This window comes from Mesorhizobium sp. M0633, assembly GCF_040320645.1.
Classification (GTDB): Bacteria; Pseudomonadota; Alphaproteobacteria; order Rhizobiales; family Rhizobiaceae; genus Mesorhizobium.
This window is the reverse complement of the sequence record NZ_JAMYQC010000026.1, coordinates 75002-91717: the sequence shown is the minus strand read 5'-3', so window position 1 is coordinate 91717 and position 16716 is coordinate 75002. Positions and strand designations below refer to the sequence as shown.

Sequence of the window (16716 nt, the reverse complement as noted above, 5' to 3'; positions counted from 1 at the left end):
GCAGTATCACACTTGTCGCGGCATTGGTATGGGCAGCGGCTGCGGCGAAACGCAACCGCCAGCGTCGCCGAAGGCTCGCCGAAGCTGAAAGGCCGACCGATGAGAATTCGAGTCGGCGTGTCAGCTCACCGCACTGCTGACATGCGGCAAGACTTCCACCGCGCCCCGGTAGATCATATCGAGTGCGACATAGAAGATGATCAAAAGGCCGATATAGGCGATCCAGCGATGGCGGTGCAGCAGCTTGGCGATGAAGCTCGCGGCAAGGCCCATCAGCGCGATCGACAGGACGAGGCCTATCACCAGCACCTGGAAGTGATCGCGCGCCGCGCCGGCGACCGCCAGTACGTTGTCGAGCGACATCGACACGTCGGCGATGACGATCTGCAATGCCGCCTGACCCAAGGTCTTCTTGCGCGCCTTGCCGGCCACCATATCATCCCTGTTGATATCGGAATTGGACAGCGCTTCGGTCGCCTCCACCTCGTCGGCATACGACGTGCGCAGCTCGCGATACATCTTCCAGCACACCCACAGCAGCAAGATGCCGCCGGCCAGCAGCAGGCCGACAATCTGTAACAGGGTGACGGTGATCGCAGCAAAACCGATACGCAGCACCGTCGCCGCCACCACGCCGATGAGGATCGCTCTCTTGCGCTGCTCGACCGGCAAGCCCGCCGCGGCCAAGCCGATGACGATGGCGTTATCGCCTGCAAGCACGAGGTCGATGGCGATGACCTGGAGCAGGGCAGAGAAGCCCGCGGCAGTGAAAATTTCCATCGACTGGAAGTTCCTTGCTGGTTGGCCAACTGTTCGCGTCGAATGCCTGGAGGGCCTAACGTGTATGGTTCCCGCGCGTCAAGGGACTGGTTGGAACAAGGTCGGCAATATACAGAGTTTGCGACGATCGGCCCGAAACACCGGCAAAATGCGGCCACAGGTCGCGAATGCCTAGTTATAGAGGTTGTATTTGGGCCAGTCGCTTTCCGGAATTTCATCACCGATCCGGTAGCGCAGCTGCAGGACTTCCATATGGTCCGGCGCTGTCTCGCATTTGAATTTCAGCCGGTACCATTGTCCCTTGCTGCGAAACGCAGCACCCGGGCTCTTGATCGCATCGGCGCCCATTTCGGGCGTCGCAAAAGCGTAGGCGACGACACGATCGGCTTTGTATTTGTGGTCGTCGCGGGTAATCCGGTCGAGAATTTCGGCGTCGCATCGCTGCTCCAGCCGGGTTTGCGGATCGAGTTTCAGCAGGCCGGCGCGCAATGCGCTGTCCATTGCGCTGGCCGGCCAAGCCACTATCGTCCATGCGAGGACCGCAGAAAATAGTTTATTCATAGGCGGGAGAAGCACCATATTCGGACGGAGAAATCAACCCGACGAAGCGCGGCTGCGCGGCGGGTGACAGTCTTCGCTTTGTGGCAGGTTGTTGATTACGCAATAGTATCACCGGTACTTTGGTATCGTTGCCACGATCAGCACCTGTCGCATTTCAGCGACGCGAGAGGTGGTGCGCTGCATGGGGCAGAGCGGCGGTTCTCCCCGAAGCGGACCGGCCTGTTAGACCCAGGCAGTCGAGAATCCGACGAGCGGAAAACTCGACGTCATGCCTGCAGGATTGAAGAAATTGGCCGGATATGGCGGAGGGAGTGGGATTCGAACCCACGGTGGGCTTGCACCCACGCCGGTTTTCAAGACCGGTGCCTTAAACCGCTCGGCCATCCCTCCAAGGTGATTTTTCAATCACTTAGGATATCGCGAGAGGAGCGGGTTCGAGCTGTCGGTACCGGATTGGCACCAGGACGTTCCCCGACCGGTTCGCGCTCCATTCCTGTAAAGCCGCATTCAACGCCAAGTCAACCGTGGCGGCCGCACCTTTCGGCGCGATCCAGGACGGTGAGCAGCGTCATGGCGAGCTGTGTTTGTGCTGAGTGTGGAAAATCGTTTTTAAAACCCGCACGGACTATTAATCGTTGAGCGCTGATATGTGGAGCGCATTAGGCACATGTAAGTAAATCGTATTCTGGAGTTGATTTTGGCCGTACTTGGCGCTCTCCCGCCCGGTCTTCGCTGTAGACCAATCCGCGAAACCGACTGGGAGGGAGTGGTTGATTGTCTGTGCAGGGGCTTTCCGGCGCGTAACCGGAGTTACTGGATACACGCTCTGACCCGTTTGTCGCAGCGTCCTGCGGTTGCCGAGTTCCCACGATATGGCTTTGTTTTGGAGCATGCCGGTCGGATCGTCGGCGTTGTGCTCACCCTTTATGCTCGCTACCAGGGGCCAGAGGGCGACGAAATCCGCTGCAATCTTTCAAGCTGGTCAGTCGATGCAGAATTCCGTCCTTATGGCGCCATGTTGGTTGTGGCGGTTCTCAAGCGGAAGGACGTGACCTACACGAACATTTCGCCGGCACAAGCGACATTGAAAGCCAACCGGGCGCTAGGCTTTCGGCTCTTCTCCAGCGGACAATTTACCTTCTTGCCGGCTTTAAGTTTGACGCAGCGGTCATGTCGCGTAGTCGAAGTGCGTCCCGATCTCCCGGAATTGGCGATGCTGCCCGAGAGTGAGAGGTACATACTCTCGGAACACGCCGCGCTGGGCTGCCTGTCGTTGATCTGCATTTGCGACGGAGCAGCGTTCCCCCTGGTATTGATGCCGCGCCGAATGTTGCACGGTGTTATCCAGTGCCATCAGGTCATCTATTGCCGCTCGCTTGCGGATTTGAGCCGCTGCGCCGGTGCGATGGGGCGCTTTCTCTTGCGAAGCGGAATCCTGGTTTGCTTTGTCGACGCCAAGGAGCCGATTCCAGGTTTGGTGGGATGGTACCGGCCCAACAAGGGGCTGAAATACTTCAAAGGTCCCAGACCACCCGCACCTGGAGATCTGACGTTCACCGAACTTGTGATATTCGGTCCCTGAATCTGCGCTCGCAGACACGCCAAGCCAGGGGCAAAGTGCGCCACGAACGGCGTTTCTGATCGATAAGCGATGATTTTCATGCCGATCAGCGAGGCGGTCCGTGCCACAATCTCGCCCGGTTCCGACCACAATCGGTTAATACGGTGATAAACAATTCCTGCGCACAAAAAGGATTGGGGTAGGGCGTCGCCGGCGTTTCTGGAGTGGGTGCTTTGGCATCGCTGACGTTCATGCTGCGGTGCCTTCGTCGATGCTATAGGGGATAATCAAAATATGCAGACCACGGCGCGCCCGCGTCTTCGTCGCGCTTCCGCTTTCGCGCTGTTTGCTTTGTCGGCAGCCTTTCTTGCAGCATGTGCCGGGCCGCAGCAAAAGGCGATGGTCAACAAGAAACCTCGCTCCAAGGAATATTTTTCCGAAGCCGAATACGGCGTGAAAGCCAGCCCGCGCGTCATGTTCAAGACGTCTCGCGGACGCGACCAGCTCGGCAAGCCCTATCAGGTGCGCGGCAAGTGGTATTATCCGAAGGAAGACAAACGTTACGCCAAGGTTGGCCTCGCATCCTGGTACGGTGAGGCCTTCCACGGCCGGTTGACCGCCAACGGCGAAGTCTACGACATGGCAGATCTGACGGCGGCGCATCCGACCATGCCGCTGCCGAGCTATGCGCGGGTCACCAACATGAAGACCGGCAGCTCGGTGATCGTGCGCGTCAACGACCGCGGACCCTATCATGATGGACGCATCATCGATGTGTCGAAGCGCGCTGCTGAAATGCTCGATTATGCCAACATCGGTACGGCCGAGGTGAAGGTCGAATATGTCGGCCGTGCGCCGCTCGAAGGCAATGACGGGCAGTATCTTGTGGCTTCGTATCGTCCAGGCAACAGGGCGCCGGATCCGTCGGACGGCCTGCCCAGCGGTGTCATGGTCGCGATGAATGGGCCGTCGCCAAGCCTGCCGGTGAGCGCTGCTGCCGTGCCGTTCCCCGGTCAGCTGACGAATTCCGGGCAGGGATCCGATGCAGGGCCTGTCATGGCAGTGCAAGCATCTGCTTTGGGAGACATTGTACTGCCCGATTTCGGCCCGATCGCGCCGGAGCGCCCGGAGATCAACCTGCCGGCGCAATCGCCGTTCACCGTGGCGTCGCTGTCTTACGCGGACGAGCGCGTGCAACGCGCCTCCAACGCGTTTGCCGAGCTGGATGGCGCCGGCATGTCGCCCGCCGAAATTCTTCAATCGTGGAAGCGGCAAGCTCCTCCAACCGGGTCGCCCACGGACTATGTCGCGGCGGGTTCGTTCGAGAATGCCGCCGAAGCGGAGCGTGTGGCGGCCCAGCTTTCCAGCTTCGGCAAGACCGAGATCCAGCGCTCGGAACTTGAAGGCAAGGACTGGTACTCGGTCAACCTCTTTGCCGACGGTCGTGGCAGCCTGGACGAGATGCTGCAGGCAGCGTGGTCGCATGGTGCGCCGGATGCGCTTGCTGTACGCAACTGAGCTCGGTCGATTGATCCGCCAGGCAAAAGCCTGATAGCTTCTGCCAACTTGCAAAAGCGCCGGCTCACTGGTCGAACCTGATGAAATCTTTTCACCCTTTCACCGGGCTTATGGCGCTCGGCCTGCTGCTGCTCTCGCTTGCGCCGGCCTCAGCACAGCTTTTCGAGACCAAGGCCGCGCAGGCCTTCATGATCGATGCCGAAACCGGAACCGTGCTGTTTTCCAAGGACGCCGACAGGTTGATTCCGCCGGCCTCGCTGGCCAAGCTGATGACGATGGAAGTGGTTTTCGACGCCATCAAATCAGGGCGCATGACGCTCGATGATACCTTCGTGGTGAGCGAGAACGCCTGGCGCAAAGGCGGCGCTCCTTCGGGGACATCGACCATGTTCGCCAAGCTCAAGTCGACGATCCGGCTGGAAGACCTGATCCAGGGCGTGACCGTGCAGGCGGCCAATGACGGCTGTATCGTCATTGCTGAAGGGATGGCCGGGTCCGAAGCAAACTTCGCAGCGCAGATGACCGGGCGTGCCCGCCAGATCGGCTTGCAGAAATCGACTTTCGTCAATTCCACCGGTCTGCCGGCCGATGAGCAGCAAACGAGCGTTCGCGAACTTGCGCTTCTGGCGCTGCATATCTGGCGCAACTACCCGGATCTCTACCGCTATTACGGCCAGAAGGATTTTACCTGGAACAAGATTTCCCAGAGGAACCGCAATCCGCTACTGGCCATGGACATAGGCGCCGACGGGCTCGCGGTCGGTGCCAGCGAGCAATCCGGGTTCGGCATTGTCGGCTCGGTCAGCCACAACGGCACAAGGGTGATCGCGGCGATGAGCGGCCTGGCAAACGACCGTGAGCGTGCTGAGGAAGCGCGAAAGCTGCTCGACTGGGGCGTTCGCTCCTTCGAGAAGACTGAAGTATTCGCCAAGGACGAAGTGGTTGGCGAAGCCCAGGTCTTTGGCGGCGCCAAGTCCGGTGTCGCGTTAAAGGCAAAAGGACCGGTGCAGATCTTCCTGCCGATCACCAACCGCGACAAGCTCACCGCCAGGATCGTCTATGACGGACCGGTGGCAGCGCCGGTGGAGGAGGGGCAGCCGGTGGGTACGCTGCGCGTCTGGATCGGCGATACGCTGAGCCAGGAGACGCCGCTGTTTGCCGCCGAGTCGATCGGTGTCGGTTCGCTGCCGCAGCGCGCGCTCGACGCCGCCAAGGAACTGGCCGTCGGCTGGCTGCGTTAGCACCGTCGCGGTGGACCTTTTTTCCCGCCGGGACTATACGGTCCCCGAAGTATGGACAAAGGCTTTGGCGCGCGGATTTTTCATCACTTTTGAAGGCGGCGAAGGAGCAGGCAAGTCGACGCAGATCGAGCGGCTGGCAAAGAAGATGCGCGCCAAGAAATACGATGTGCTGGTGACACGTGAGCCGGGTGGCTCGCCGGGCGCGGAGGCGGTCAGGCATGTCCTGCTTTCAGGCGCAGCCGAGCCGTTCGGCCCCAAGATGGAAGCGCTGCTTTTCGCCGCTGCGCGTTCCGACCATGTCGAACAGGTCATCCGGCCGGCAGTCGAGCGCGGTTCGGTCGTGCTTTGCGATCGTTTCATGGATTCCTCGCGCGTCTACCAGGGCGTGACCGGCGGCCTCGACCCGGCATTCATGGACGCATTGGAGAAGGTCGCCATCAACGGCATGGTGCCGGACATGACACTGATCTTCGACATCGACCCCGCCGAGGGCCTGAGGCGCGCTACCGCCCGGCGGGGCAGCAGTGACGGACCGGACCGCTTCGAGAAAGAAACATTGGCCATCCACCAACGCCGGCGCGAGGCGTTTCTCGCGATCGCCTCAGCTGAACCCGAACGCTGCGTTGTCGTCGATGCCTCAGCCGACCTAGATGCGGTGGAGGATGTCGTTACCGCCGCGGTGTTCGCGGCTCTCGAGAGGATGATGCCGGCACAAAGAAGGCAGGCGGCGCCAGCATGATTTTCGAACGCATCGCGCCCGAACAGCACGATACGCTGGACGGGGTGCCCGAGCCATCCGAGACGCCGCGTCTTGTCGGTCACCTGCAGGCGGCCAACATGCTCGCCACCGCTTACCGCTCGGGAAAGCTGCCGCACGCACTGATCTTTGCCGGACCGGTTGGCATCGGCAAGGCGACGCTGGCCTTTCACCTGGCGCATCATCTGTTGAAGCACCCGGCCTTCGAGCAGGCGCCGGAAAGCCTTGCCGTTCCAGATCCGGCTTCGTCGCTGTTTCGACAGATCGCCACCGGCGCGCATCCTTCGGTGCTGCATCTTACACGCCCGGCGAACGACAAGACCAAGAGCTTCAAGACAGTGGTCACGGTCGACGAAATCCGCAAGGTCAGCCGTTTTCTGTCGCTGACCTCGCACGACGGCAGCTACCGGGTGGTTATCGTCGATCCCGCCGACGACATGAACACCAATGCTGCCAATGCCTTGCTGAAGAATCTTGAAGAGCCACCCGCGCGCACCTTGTTCATCCTCATCGTCCATGCGCCGGGCAGTCTGCTGCCGACGATCCGGTCGCGCTGCCAGATGGTGCGGTTGGCGCCGCTCGATGCCGAGAACTTGATGACGGTTCTGGAAGGCATCGAGCCGCCGCCACCGGAGGATCCTGGGGCGCGCGCGGCGCTGGCGGAGCGGGCAGGGGGCAGCGCGCGCAATGCGATCCTGTTGACGCAGTATGGAGGGCTCGAAATCGCCGCCACCCTCGACGCCCTGGTCATGTCCAAGAAGATAGATGTCGCAGGCGCCTACCGTCTTGCCGAGGCGGTCGCCGGCCGCGACCAGGCAATCCCGTTCGAGATATTCAATCGCCGCGCGCTTGATCTGCTGTCGGCCGGCGCCAGCCAGGCCGCGCTCGCCGGCGATCTCGCGCGGGCCAAAACGCTGTCGGATACTTGGCACGAGGCTTTGAACGCTATATCTGAAACCGAGACCTACAATCTCGACAAAAAGCAGCACGCCCTGACCATGATCGACCGCCTGAATTCTGCAATGCGAATGTGACGGCCGCTGGCGTGGCTTTGAAGCCCCTGAGTATTGATCCCAATCAATCGCAGGAACTTCGAAGCCACCACATTGGCGTCGGATGGCAATTGCCGTTTCGATGCGATATCTCACCGCGACATCTTTCATTCAGACATTCATGACGGCTCATCCATGGCACGCGAAAAATACTACGTCACGACGGCTATTTCCTATCCGAACGGCAAACCGCATATCGGCCATGCCTACGAGTTGATTGCCACCGACGCGCTGGCCCGCTTCCAGCGGCTCGACGGTAAGGACGTGCTCTTTCTCACCGGCACCGACGAGCACGGCATAAAGATGCTGCAGACGGCGAAGAGAGAAGGTATTTCAGCGCGCGAGCTGGCAGACCGCAACTCGGCCGATTTCGAGCGCATGGCCGTCGCGCTCGATGCCTCCAACGACGATTTCATCCGCACCACGGAAAAGCGGCACTACAAGGCCTCGCAGGCGATCTGGAAGGCGATGGCCGCCAATGGCGACGTCTATAAGGGCGGCTATGCCGGCTGGTACTCGGTGCGTGACGAAGCCTATTACGGCGAAGAAGAGACCGAGGTGCGTGCCGACAATGTCCGCTATGGGCCGCAGGGGACGCCGGTCGAATGGGTCGAGGAAGAGAGCTACTTCTTCCGGCTGTCGGCTTATCAGGACAGGCTCCTTGCACTTTACGAAAACCAGCCCGATTTCGTCGGTCCTGCCGAGAGGCGCAATGAGGTGATGAGCTTCGTCAGGTCCGGCCTGAAGGACCTATCGATCTCGCGCACCACGTTCGACTGGGGCATCCCGGTGCCGGGCGACGAGAAGCATGTGATGTATGTCTGGGTCGACGCCTTGACCAACTACATCACCGCCGCCGGCTATCCGGATCCGGCCAATGAGAGATGGTCGTTCTGGCCGGCAAACGCGCACGTCATCGGCAAGGACATCGTCCGCTTCCACGCGGTCTACTGGCCGGCTTTCCTGATGTCGGCTGGCATCGAATTGCCGAAGCGCGTGTTCGCGCATGGTTTTTTGTTCAACCGCGGCGAGAAAATGTCGAAGTCGGTCGGCAACGTCATCGACCCGTTCGCGATGATCGAGCACTACGGCCTCGACCAGGTGCGCTATTTCTTGCTGCGCGAAGTGCCGTTCGGCCAGGACGGCAGCTACAGCCATGATGCGATCGTCAACCGCACCAATGCCGACCTTGCCAATGGCCTCGGCAACCTGGCGCAGCGCTCGCTGAAGATGGTCGCCAAGAACTGCAGCGGCGCGGTGCCAAAGCGCGGCGAACTGACCGAAGCCGACAGCGCCATCCTCGACCAAGCGGTGGGGGCACTCGCCGTCGCGCGAAAGGCGATGGCGGATCAGGGCATCCATTTGGCGCTGGCGGCGATCTTCGGAGTGGTGGCCGAAGCTGACCGCTATTTCGCCTCTCAGCAACCCTGGGCGCTAAGCAAAAGCGATCCAGAGCGTATGAAGACAGTTCTGTGGACGACGATCGAAGTCGTCCGGCGCGTGACGCTGCTCTGCCAGCCCTTTGTTCCGGGATCGGCTGCTAAGCTGCTCGACCTGCTGGCGGTGCCGGCAGACAACCGTGACTTTGCGCATGTCCACGCCGACTATGCGCTGGTGCCCGGCACGGCATTGCCCGCGCCGGAGGCGGTCTTTCCGCGTTACGAAAAGCAGGACGCGAACGCCTGATGCTGGTCGACAGTCACTGCCACCTCGACTTTCCGGATTTCGCCGAAGAGCGGACGGCCATTGTCGCCCGCGCCCTAGCGGCCGGCATCGGCCGAATGGTGACGATCTCGACGAGGGTGAAGCGATTTAACCAAGTGCTTGAGATTGCAGAGACTTTCGATGAGGTCTATTGCTCGGTCGGCACCCATCCGCATAATGCGGCCGAAGAGCTTGATGTCACTGTCGATGATCTGGTGCGGCTCTCTGCTCATCGCAAAGTGGTGGCGATTGGCGAGGCCGGACTCGACTATTTCTACGATCATGCGCCGCGCGACGCACAGGCGCAGGGCTTTCGCACCCACATCGCCGCGGCGCGCGTGACCGGTCTGCCGCTGGTCATCCATTCGCGCGACGCCGACGACGACATGGCTGATATCCTCGAAGAAGAAACGGGGAAGGGCGCCTTCCCCTTCATCCTGCACTGTTTTTCGTCGGGGCGCCGGCTGGCCGAGATCGGCGTGGCGCTCGGCGGCTACGTCTCGTTTTCCGGCATCCTGACCTTCAAGAACTCCGCCGAGCTGCGCGCCGTCGCCGCCGATGTGCCGCGCGACCGTCTGCTGCTCGAAACCGACGCGCCATACCTTGCGCCAATCCCGTTTCGCGGTAAGCGTAATGAGCCCGCCTATGTCGCGCATACAGCCAAGGTGCTGGCCGAGACGATCGGCTTCAGCGAGGCCGAGATCGCTAATATCACCACGGATAATTTCTTCCGGCTGTTTAGGAAAATGCCGCGCCCGAGCGCGCCGGGCGCCTGACGCATGAGCGACCGGTTACGTCTTACCGTCCTCGGCTGCGGCTCATCGCCGGGCACGCCACGCATCACCGGCGACTGGGGCAATTGTGATCCCGCGAACCCCCGGAACCGGCGCACGCGCACCGCAGCGCTCGTCGAGCGGATCGCGGCGAGTGGCGCCCGGACCACGGTCGTCATCGACACCGGCCCGGATTTCCGCGAGCAGATGCTGCTGGCATCGGTCAAGCGCATCGATGCGGTGGTCTATACACATCCGCATGCCGACCATATCCACGGCATCGACGATTTGCGCGGCTTCGTGCTCGAGCAGCGCCACCGGATCGACATCCATGCGGATCAGGCTACCATGCCGCGCCTACGCGAGGCGTTCCGCTACTGTTTCGAAACACCGAAAGGCAGTTCGTATCCGCCGATCGTCAACGCCCATATCATCGACCACCACAGGCCGGTGGTGATCGCAGGCGAGGGCGGCGCCCTCACCCTCGAACCGCTGCTGCAGCTCCATGGCGACATCACCTCGCTGGGTTTCCGCATCGGCGGGCTGGCCTATTGCCCTGACGTCAGCGACTTTCCGGAGGCGACCGCCAAGCGTTTGCGCGGGCTGGACATGCTGGTCATCGACGCGCTGCAATACACCGTCCATCCGAGCCATCTGTCGCTTGGCCAGGCGCTTGGCTGGATCGAAAGACTGGCGCCGAAGAACGCGGTGCTGACGCATATGCATGTGCCACTCGACTACGCTACGGTAATGGCCGAGACGCCGGCCAACGTCGAGCCTGCTTATGACGGCATGACGATCGAAATCCCTTACGAATCAGCGTGAAAGACTAAGTTTTTACGGCCTGGGTTCCCGAGTTGGATCTCGCGAGGTGCTATCTTCACGTCACATCCAATCGGCCAAGCTAGTTCCATAATCTATCTTATGCGACTACGCCTATAGCATCCGTTGGCGGCGAGATCAGGCCGGTCACTCTTAGACATTCGCAACAGCGCTGTGGGGCAACGGGCATGCTAGGGTTGGGAATCATGAACACACTCCCGCTACTTGCAAGTCTTGCCCTCACCCTCGCCTGCGCGCTCACTGGCGCGCGAGCGCAGGACTTTGATCGTGCGCCAGGCGAGAACGACCTGGCTTTCGCCAAACGTGTTGTTGGGTTCGCCGACAATGCTGATCCGCACACCACAGCCGTGAGCTGGAACGGCCTCCAGACACTCTTCGTCGATTACCAGACTACTGAGGAATATCCGGAACGCCCACTCGTCGCGCTACAACGGCTAGCTGACAACAGATATCGCGCAATCCAGGTCACGATCGGTGAACAAGAGGGCGACACACCGGACATAGCGCTCGGCCTCGCCAACGCCGACCACGACCCGGCAAAGGAACTGATCGTGATACTTTCCTGGGCTCAGATGCACTACGATGTCGAAGGGACGCTCTACGAAGTTCGCATCTTCGATGGCCCCAAGCCAGGCCAGAAGGCGCTGACTCAATTGAAAGCGAGCCGGAAGTTCGATACCACATGCGACTGCCATTGGCGCGACGGCGCAACGAAGCACTTCCGCTTCAAGACGATCGCGGCGGTCAAGGCTGAACTGAAGCGCCTGGGCTATTAGCCGCCGGCGGACGATCGCGGCGGTCAAGGCTGAACTGAAGCGCCTGGGCTATTAGCCGCCGGCGAGGGCTCGCTTCCCGGATGTTGCCCTCGCCACCTCGCCGATGCTGACCCGCAATCGTCACCAGCGCCAGCACAGGCACAGGCTGGGTCGCTCGTCAGAACTCCATATCACCGAAGTCACCGCCATTATCGGAGCTGGAATCGCCTGCCTGATCGGCTTCGTCCGGCTGCGGCGTCGGCTGTTCAGCTGCCTTCGCTTCGCTGCCGCCAAGCACGCCGGCGATCGCGTTGCCGAGCAGCACGCCGCCCGCCACGCCCATCGCGGTCTGCGCGGCGTCGGCAAGAAAACCGCCGCCTGCCCGTTGTGGCGTGTCCTGCGGCCCTTCAGTTGCAACGGAGGCGGTGCGCCCTACCCGCGGAACCGAGCCTGAGCGCCTGCCGCCGCTGCGGCCGAAGAAGCCGCTGAGCGGTCCACCGCCGGCCGGCTGCCGCGCCTGCTCCTCCAGTTCTTCTATGCGCGCCTGAGCTGCGTTCAGGGCCTGCTCCTGCACCACGATCGTCTGGGCCATGTAATATGGCGCCCCAGGCTGCTGGGTGATCTGGTCCTGGATGAAGCGCTCTGCTTCGGCATCGCGCGGCGGCGCCTGGCGCTCGGCGCTTGCCAACTTCTCGAAGAGCTGTCCGATCGCTTGCTGATCGTTTCTGTCCAGGATGTCCAACTCCGGTCTTGGTTCAACGCCGGCTATTCGCGCTCGCCGGTGAAGTTCAACAGCAGTTGGAAGATGTTGATGAAGTTCAGATAGAGCGAGAATGCCCCGAAGACAGCGAGTTTCTGCTGTGATTCCGCGCCGAAGTTTTCCGCATACTGCTCCTTGATCGTCTGGGTATCCCAGGCGGTGAGGCCGATGAAGACGGCGATGCCGATCACAGAGATCGCGAATTGGAGCGCGGTCGAGCCCAGGAAGATATTGACGATGCTGGCGATCACCACGCCGATCAGGCCCATGATCAGGAACGACGAAAACTGCGTCAGGTCGCGTTTGGTCGTGTACCCGTAAAGGCTGGTCGCGCCGAACATGGTGGCGGCGATGAAGAAGGTGCGTGCGATGCTGGTGCCGGTAAAGACCAGGAACACGGAAGCCAGCGACAGGCCCATGACCGCGCAGAATGCCCAGAACATCGCCTGGGCGCCGCCTGCCGACATCGCCTGCATCCGAAACGAGAACAAGAGCACAAAGGTCAGCGGGGCCAGCATCACCACCCATTTCAGCGGTGTGGAGAAGATCGGCACGTAAAGGGCGGGCGTGGAAGCCACCACGAACGCGATCACGCCCGTAACGACGAGGCCAAGGCCCATATAGTTATAGAGGCGCAGCATGTGCCGGCGCAGGCCTTCATCGTAGACGGCTCCGGCTCGGGCTCCGGCCCCGATATATCCGAGATTGTTCATGTGGTTCTCCTTCTTGCAGGTCGATCAGTAAAGCGTTTTGGCGAGCGCTTCGGCCGTGCGATCGAGACCGCCGACATCGCTGCGTCCGACGACCGCGTAGGCGACCTCGCCGATCTGGAAATAAGCCGAGGAAACTTCGCCCGAGGGAACGACGGTCGGCTTGACGACGTCGAATGTTCCGGGCCTGATCGCGAACAACGAGACCAGCCCCATCTCTTTCGTCTCGACAGCCATCTCGACGCTCGGTCCGAATTGCGATGGATAGATCTGCACGTCACGGACCGTCCAGTCCGCTGGCAGCGATGGCATCACGATCGCCGTCGCGGCGCGGATTTCGTCGGCATTGTAGCCGGGTGCTTCGGGTTGCGACGACATCGCCTCGCGCACGAGCGTCGTGCGGTGCGCCCGGACCGCGTCCTCCACATAGGCCGGCGGATGGGTCGAAGCGACGACTTCCGTCACCGATATCGGTCCGATGAGCCCGTTCGCAAGCCAGCCGGCAGCGACGAAGACAGCGACTGCCGCAGCTCGCTGCAAAGCACCAAGGACGCGGCCGCGCGCCAATCCCCGCTCCAGCCGCCGTGCAGCATCGGCCGTCGCGGGCCGCGCCATGCCTTTCGATCCGGCAAGCGCCACGCGCAATTCGTCACGCATCCGCAGGTCGGACATTACCCGCGCGGCCGCGTCCGGGCGAGCCGAAAGGAACGCCTCGACCTCGATGCGACGAGCAACGTCCAGCTGATCGTCGACATAGGCGTCGAGATCGGTGTCGGTGACGGGATCGCGCAGTTGGTTCATGATCCACCTCCGACGATCTTCAGATGGCCTTTCGTACGTGCCGGCACCGCGTCCTCCATCTCGCGCAGGGCCGCACGCGCCCTGCCGATGCGCGACATCAGCGTGCCAAGCGGCACGCCACTCACCTCAGCGGCCTGGCTGTAGCTAAGCCCCTCGATGGCGACGAGATGCAACGCCGAACGCTGCTCCTCCGGCAATTCGAAAAACGCTTCGCGCACCTGCGCCAGACGGACCGAATGTTCCTGCGGAGCCTGGACATTCGCCTCGGCGAGATAGCCGGCCTGTTCGATGCGCATTGCTTCGGATTTGCGGGACCGCAGACCGTCGATGAATGCATTATGGACAATCGACAGCAGCCATACGCGAAGATTTCCGCCGGAGCGGAAGCTGCCGCGTCGCTCATAGGCACGCACCAGCGCATCATGCACCAGATCCTCTGCATCGGCGCTGTCGCGCGTCAGCGAGCGTGCATAGCGGCGCAGCGAACCGAGCTGTCCCAGAATATCGAAGCGTGGCATCGGCCGTTTCATGTCCTGTTTACGGAGCAGGTCGGGATGTTAATCCCGCTCTCCCCGAAATTTTCTTACGGCTCGCCGCGTTCTCGTCCTGGGAGATATCGGGCCCGCTCTCGCCCGCCAGATAGTATCGGCCGCCTTCGAGGCAAACCGGCGCCGAGTTGGCGCATATGAAACTGCTGGCAAAGCACGGCCGGTTTGCGTATCACTCCGCCGCCAACGGAACCTTATCGATGTTCGAAAATCTCCAGCCCGCGCCTGCCGACAAGATCCTGGCCTTGATCGGCCTCTATCGCGCCGACCCGCGTCCCGACAAGGTCGATCTTGGGGTCGGCGTCTATAAGGATCGCGACGGCAAGACGCCGGTGATGCGCGCGGTGCGCGAAGCCGAAAAGCGGCTGCTGCAGGGCCAGGATACCAAGACCTATCTCGGCCTTGCCGGCGATACCGCCTTCAACGCGGCGATGGCCAGGTTGGTGTTCGGCCCAGCCGCCGACATGACGCGCATTCGTGCGGCGCAGGCGCCAGGCGGCTCCGGCGCGCTGCGGCTGGTAGCAGAGCTGCTGAAAAGGACCCGCACCGACGCGATGGTCTGGCTGTCGGATCCGACATGGCCGAACCACATGCCGGTGATGCGCGCCGCTGGCCTGCAGACACGCGAATATCCCTATTTCGACGCTGCTTCTGGTGCGGTTCGCTTCGACGACATGCTGAATGCATTGAGAACCGCGAATCCTGGCGACGTCGTATTGTTGCATGGCTGCTGCCATAACCCGACGGGCGCCAATCTAGACATCTCGCAATGGGCTGCCATTGCCGATCTTGTCGTTGAGCGCGGCCTGCTGCCCTTTGTCGACATCGCCTATCAGGGCTTTGGCGAGGGACTTGATGTGGATGCCGCCGGCTTGCGCCTTCTGGCGGCAAAAGTTCCGGAAATGGTCGTTGCCTCCAGCTGCTCGAAGAACTTTGCCGTCTATCGCGACCGAGTCGGTGCAGCGCTGATCATGGCGAAAGCCGGCGCGCAGGCGGATTTGGCGATGGGCCAGATGCTGTCGGCGGCGCGCGCCATGTATTCGATGCCGCCGGACCACGGCGCGGCGGCGGTGCGCATCGTGCTTGAAGACCCCGCATTGCGTTCCGACTGGGAGGCAGAGCTTGAAGAGATGCGGCTGCGCATGCTGCGGCTGCGCGTCCAGTTCGCCGAGGCGCTGCGGCGGCAGTCCAACTCCGACCGTTTCGATTTCGTCGCCAGCCATCGCGGCATGTTTTCCCGGCTTGGCCTGTCGGAAGCGCAAGTCGAGCGGCTGCGCGCCGAGCATGCCATCTACATGGTCGGCGACAGCCGCATCAACGTTGCCGGCCTGCCCGAGGACGGCATGGATGCGCTCGCCAAGGCGATAGTCTCCGTGCTCGACTGATGCTTTTGCTAACTAGGATCTTCCGGAAACCGGCTTCCGCTTTCGTATCATGGTCTGGCGGCCCATCTGTGGACAAGGCGCCCTCACCGGCTGAAGCCGTTGGCCGCACAGCCGTGTACAGGATAGCGTTTCCCAGATGAAACCCTCGAAAGACATTTCCCGACTGATCGAGATCATGGCAGCGCTGCGGGCGCCGGAAACCGGTTGCCCGTGGGATATCGAGCAGGACTTTTCGACAATCGCGCCATACACAATCGAGGAAGCCTACGAAGTGGCGGACGCCATTGCGCGCGGCGACCTCGACGATCTGCGGGATGAACTCGGCGATCTCCTGCTGCAAGTGGTCTACCACGCGCAAATGGCCGAGGAGGCCGGCGAATTTTCATTCGGCGATGTAGTCCAGGCCATCACCACAAAAATGATCCGCCGCCACCCCCATGTCTTCGGCGACAACAAGGCGCGCAGCGCCGGCATGGCCAAGGGCATGTGGGAAAAGATCAAGGCAGAGGAAAAGGCGGAGAAGCGCAGTGCTCGCCTCACCCGTGGGCTCGACCCGGAAGACCATGGCAAGGGCTTTCTCGACAGCGTGCCGGTCGCCCTGCCCGCGCTGCCCCGGGCGCTCAAGCTGCAGGAAAAGGCCGCCCGCGTCGGCTTCGACTGGAGCGAGGCGGCGCCGATCCTCGACAAAATCGAGGAGGAGATCGGCGAACTACGCGAGGCGCTGGCCAAAGGCGACACTGCGCCGATCAAGGACGAGTTCGGCGACATGCTGTTTGCGGTCGTCAATCTCGGCCGGCACCTCAAAATTGATTCCGAAGCGGCACTCAGTGGCACCAACGAAAAATTCCGATCGCGCTTCCACTATGTCGAGCGGACGCTGCAAGCGTCGGGAAACAGCCTCGAAGAGGCGACGCTGGACGAGATGGAAGCGCTCTGGCAGCAGGCAAAAAGCGCGAAGTAAACGCCT

Annotated in this window: 17 protein-coding genes and 1 tRNA gene; 11 read left to right on the top strand and 7 right to left on the bottom strand. The window is 61.7% G+C overall.

Annotation, left to right across the window (positions count from 1 at the left end):
* Positions 1–120: 120 nt before the first annotated feature.
* From NKI47_RS24470 to NKI47_RS24460, 3 genes are all read right to left on the bottom strand, one after another.
* The gene (locus tag NKI47_RS24470) at positions 121–780 is read right to left on the bottom strand and encodes a TerC family protein (protein WP_352568620.1); all 660 of its coding nucleotides are present in this window, start codon (positions 778–780) and stop codon (positions 121–123) included.
* Positions 781–951: 171 nt separating this feature from the next.
* Positions 952–1359: a DUF930 domain-containing protein gene (locus NKI47_RS24465; RefSeq protein WP_352456770.1), complete on the bottom strand. Its 408-nt coding sequence runs from the start codon at positions 1357–1359 to the stop codon at positions 952–954.
* A 282-nt stretch (positions 1360–1641) separates the two neighbouring features.
* Positions 1642–1731, bottom strand: a tRNA-Ser gene (locus NKI47_RS24460).
* A gap of 307 nt (positions 1732–2038) precedes the next feature.
* Here NKI47_RS24460 and NKI47_RS24455 point away from each other — a divergent pair.
* The 9 genes from NKI47_RS24455 (at position 2039) to NKI47_RS24415 (ending at position 11566) form a co-directional block, all read left to right on the top strand.
* Positions 2039–2923 carry a GNAT family N-acetyltransferase gene (locus tag NKI47_RS24455; protein WP_352593883.1) on the top strand — a complete coding sequence of 295 codons (885 nt, stop codon included), beginning with the start codon at positions 2039–2041 and terminating at the stop codon, positions 2921–2923.
* 273 nt (positions 2924–3196) lie between these two features.
* Positions 3197–4420 (top strand): septal ring lytic transglycosylase RlpA family protein, encoded by a 1224-nt coding sequence (locus NKI47_RS24450; RefSeq protein ID WP_352593882.1) that lies wholly within the window; start codon positions 3197–3199, stop codon positions 4418–4420.
* 110 nt (positions 4421–4530) lie between these two features.
* Positions 4531–5661, top strand: a complete 1131-nt coding sequence (locus NKI47_RS24445) for a D-alanyl-D-alanine carboxypeptidase family protein (protein ID WP_352593887.1) — start codon at positions 4531–4533, stop codon at positions 5659–5661.
* Between the two features lie 64 nt (positions 5662–5725).
* The gene (gene tmk / locus NKI47_RS24440; RefSeq protein WP_352448921.1) at positions 5726–6400 is read left to right on the top strand and encodes a dTMP kinase; all 675 of its coding nucleotides are present in this window, start codon (positions 5726–5728) and stop codon (positions 6398–6400) included.
* Positions 6397–7452: a DNA polymerase III subunit delta' gene (locus tag NKI47_RS24435; RefSeq protein WP_352593881.1), complete on the top strand. Its 1056-nt coding sequence runs from the start codon at positions 6397–6399 to the stop codon at positions 7450–7452. The genes tmk and NKI47_RS24435 overlap by 4 nt, the downstream gene beginning before the upstream one ends.
* A 153-nt stretch (positions 7453–7605) precedes the next feature.
* Positions 7606–9156: a methionine--tRNA ligase gene (gene metG / locus NKI47_RS24430; RefSeq protein ID WP_023675060.1), complete on the top strand. Its 1551-nt coding sequence runs from the start codon at positions 7606–7608 to the stop codon at positions 9154–9156.
* On the top strand, positions 9156–9950 hold the full coding sequence (locus NKI47_RS24425; RefSeq protein ID WP_352593880.1) for a TatD family hydrolase: 795 nt from the start codon (positions 9156–9158) through the stop codon (positions 9948–9950). Before metG ends, NKI47_RS24425 begins: the two co-directional genes overlap by 1 nt.
* Before the next feature lie 3 nt (positions 9951–9953).
* Entirely contained in the window at positions 9954–10772 is an 819-nt protein-coding gene (locus NKI47_RS24420; protein WP_352593879.1) for an MBL fold metallo-hydrolase, read from the top strand.
* Between the two features lie 203 nt (positions 10773–10975).
* A complete protein-coding gene (locus NKI47_RS24415) occupies positions 10976–11566 on the top strand; it encodes a hypothetical protein (RefSeq protein ID WP_352593878.1) in 591 nt (196 codons plus the stop codon).
* A 157-nt stretch (positions 11567–11723) separates the two neighbouring features.
* Here NKI47_RS24415 and NKI47_RS24410 read toward each other — a convergent pair whose 3' ends face one another.
* The 4 genes from NKI47_RS24410 to NKI47_RS24395 are packed head-to-tail and all read right to left on the bottom strand — an operon-like array spanning position 11724 to position 14346.
* Positions 11724–12287, bottom strand: a complete 564-nt coding sequence (locus tag NKI47_RS24410; RefSeq protein ID WP_245274627.1) for a DUF2076 domain-containing protein — start codon at positions 12285–12287, stop codon at positions 11724–11726.
* 23 nt (positions 12288–12310) lie between these two features.
* Positions 12311–13018 carry a Bax inhibitor-1/YccA family protein gene (locus NKI47_RS24405; RefSeq protein WP_352593877.1) on the bottom strand — a complete coding sequence of 236 codons (708 nt, stop codon included), beginning with the start codon at positions 13016–13018 and terminating at the stop codon, positions 12311–12313.
* 24 nt (positions 13019–13042) lie between these two features.
* A complete protein-coding gene (locus tag NKI47_RS24400; RefSeq protein WP_352471852.1) occupies positions 13043–13816 on the bottom strand; it encodes an anti-sigma factor family protein in 774 nt (257 codons plus the stop codon).
* Positions 13813–14346 carry a sigma-70 family RNA polymerase sigma factor gene (locus NKI47_RS24395; protein WP_502897431.1) on the bottom strand — a complete coding sequence of 178 codons (534 nt, stop codon included), beginning with the start codon at positions 14344–14346 and terminating at the stop codon, positions 13813–13815. Before NKI47_RS24395 ends, NKI47_RS24400 begins: the two co-directional genes overlap by 4 nt.
* Before the next feature lie 218 nt (positions 14347–14564).
* On the opposite strand from NKI47_RS24395, the gene NKI47_RS24390 reads away from it, so the two are divergent.
* On the top strand, positions 14565–15749 hold the full coding sequence (locus tag NKI47_RS24390; protein ID WP_352593875.1) for an amino acid aminotransferase: 1185 nt from the start codon (positions 14565–14567) through the stop codon (positions 15747–15749).
* A gap of 136 nt (positions 15750–15885) precedes the next feature.
* On the top strand, positions 15886–16710 hold the full coding sequence (mazG, locus tag NKI47_RS24385; RefSeq protein WP_352593874.1) for a nucleoside triphosphate pyrophosphohydrolase: 825 nt from the start codon (positions 15886–15888) through the stop codon (positions 16708–16710).
* The last annotated feature ends 6 nt before the right edge of the window (positions 16711–16716 follow it).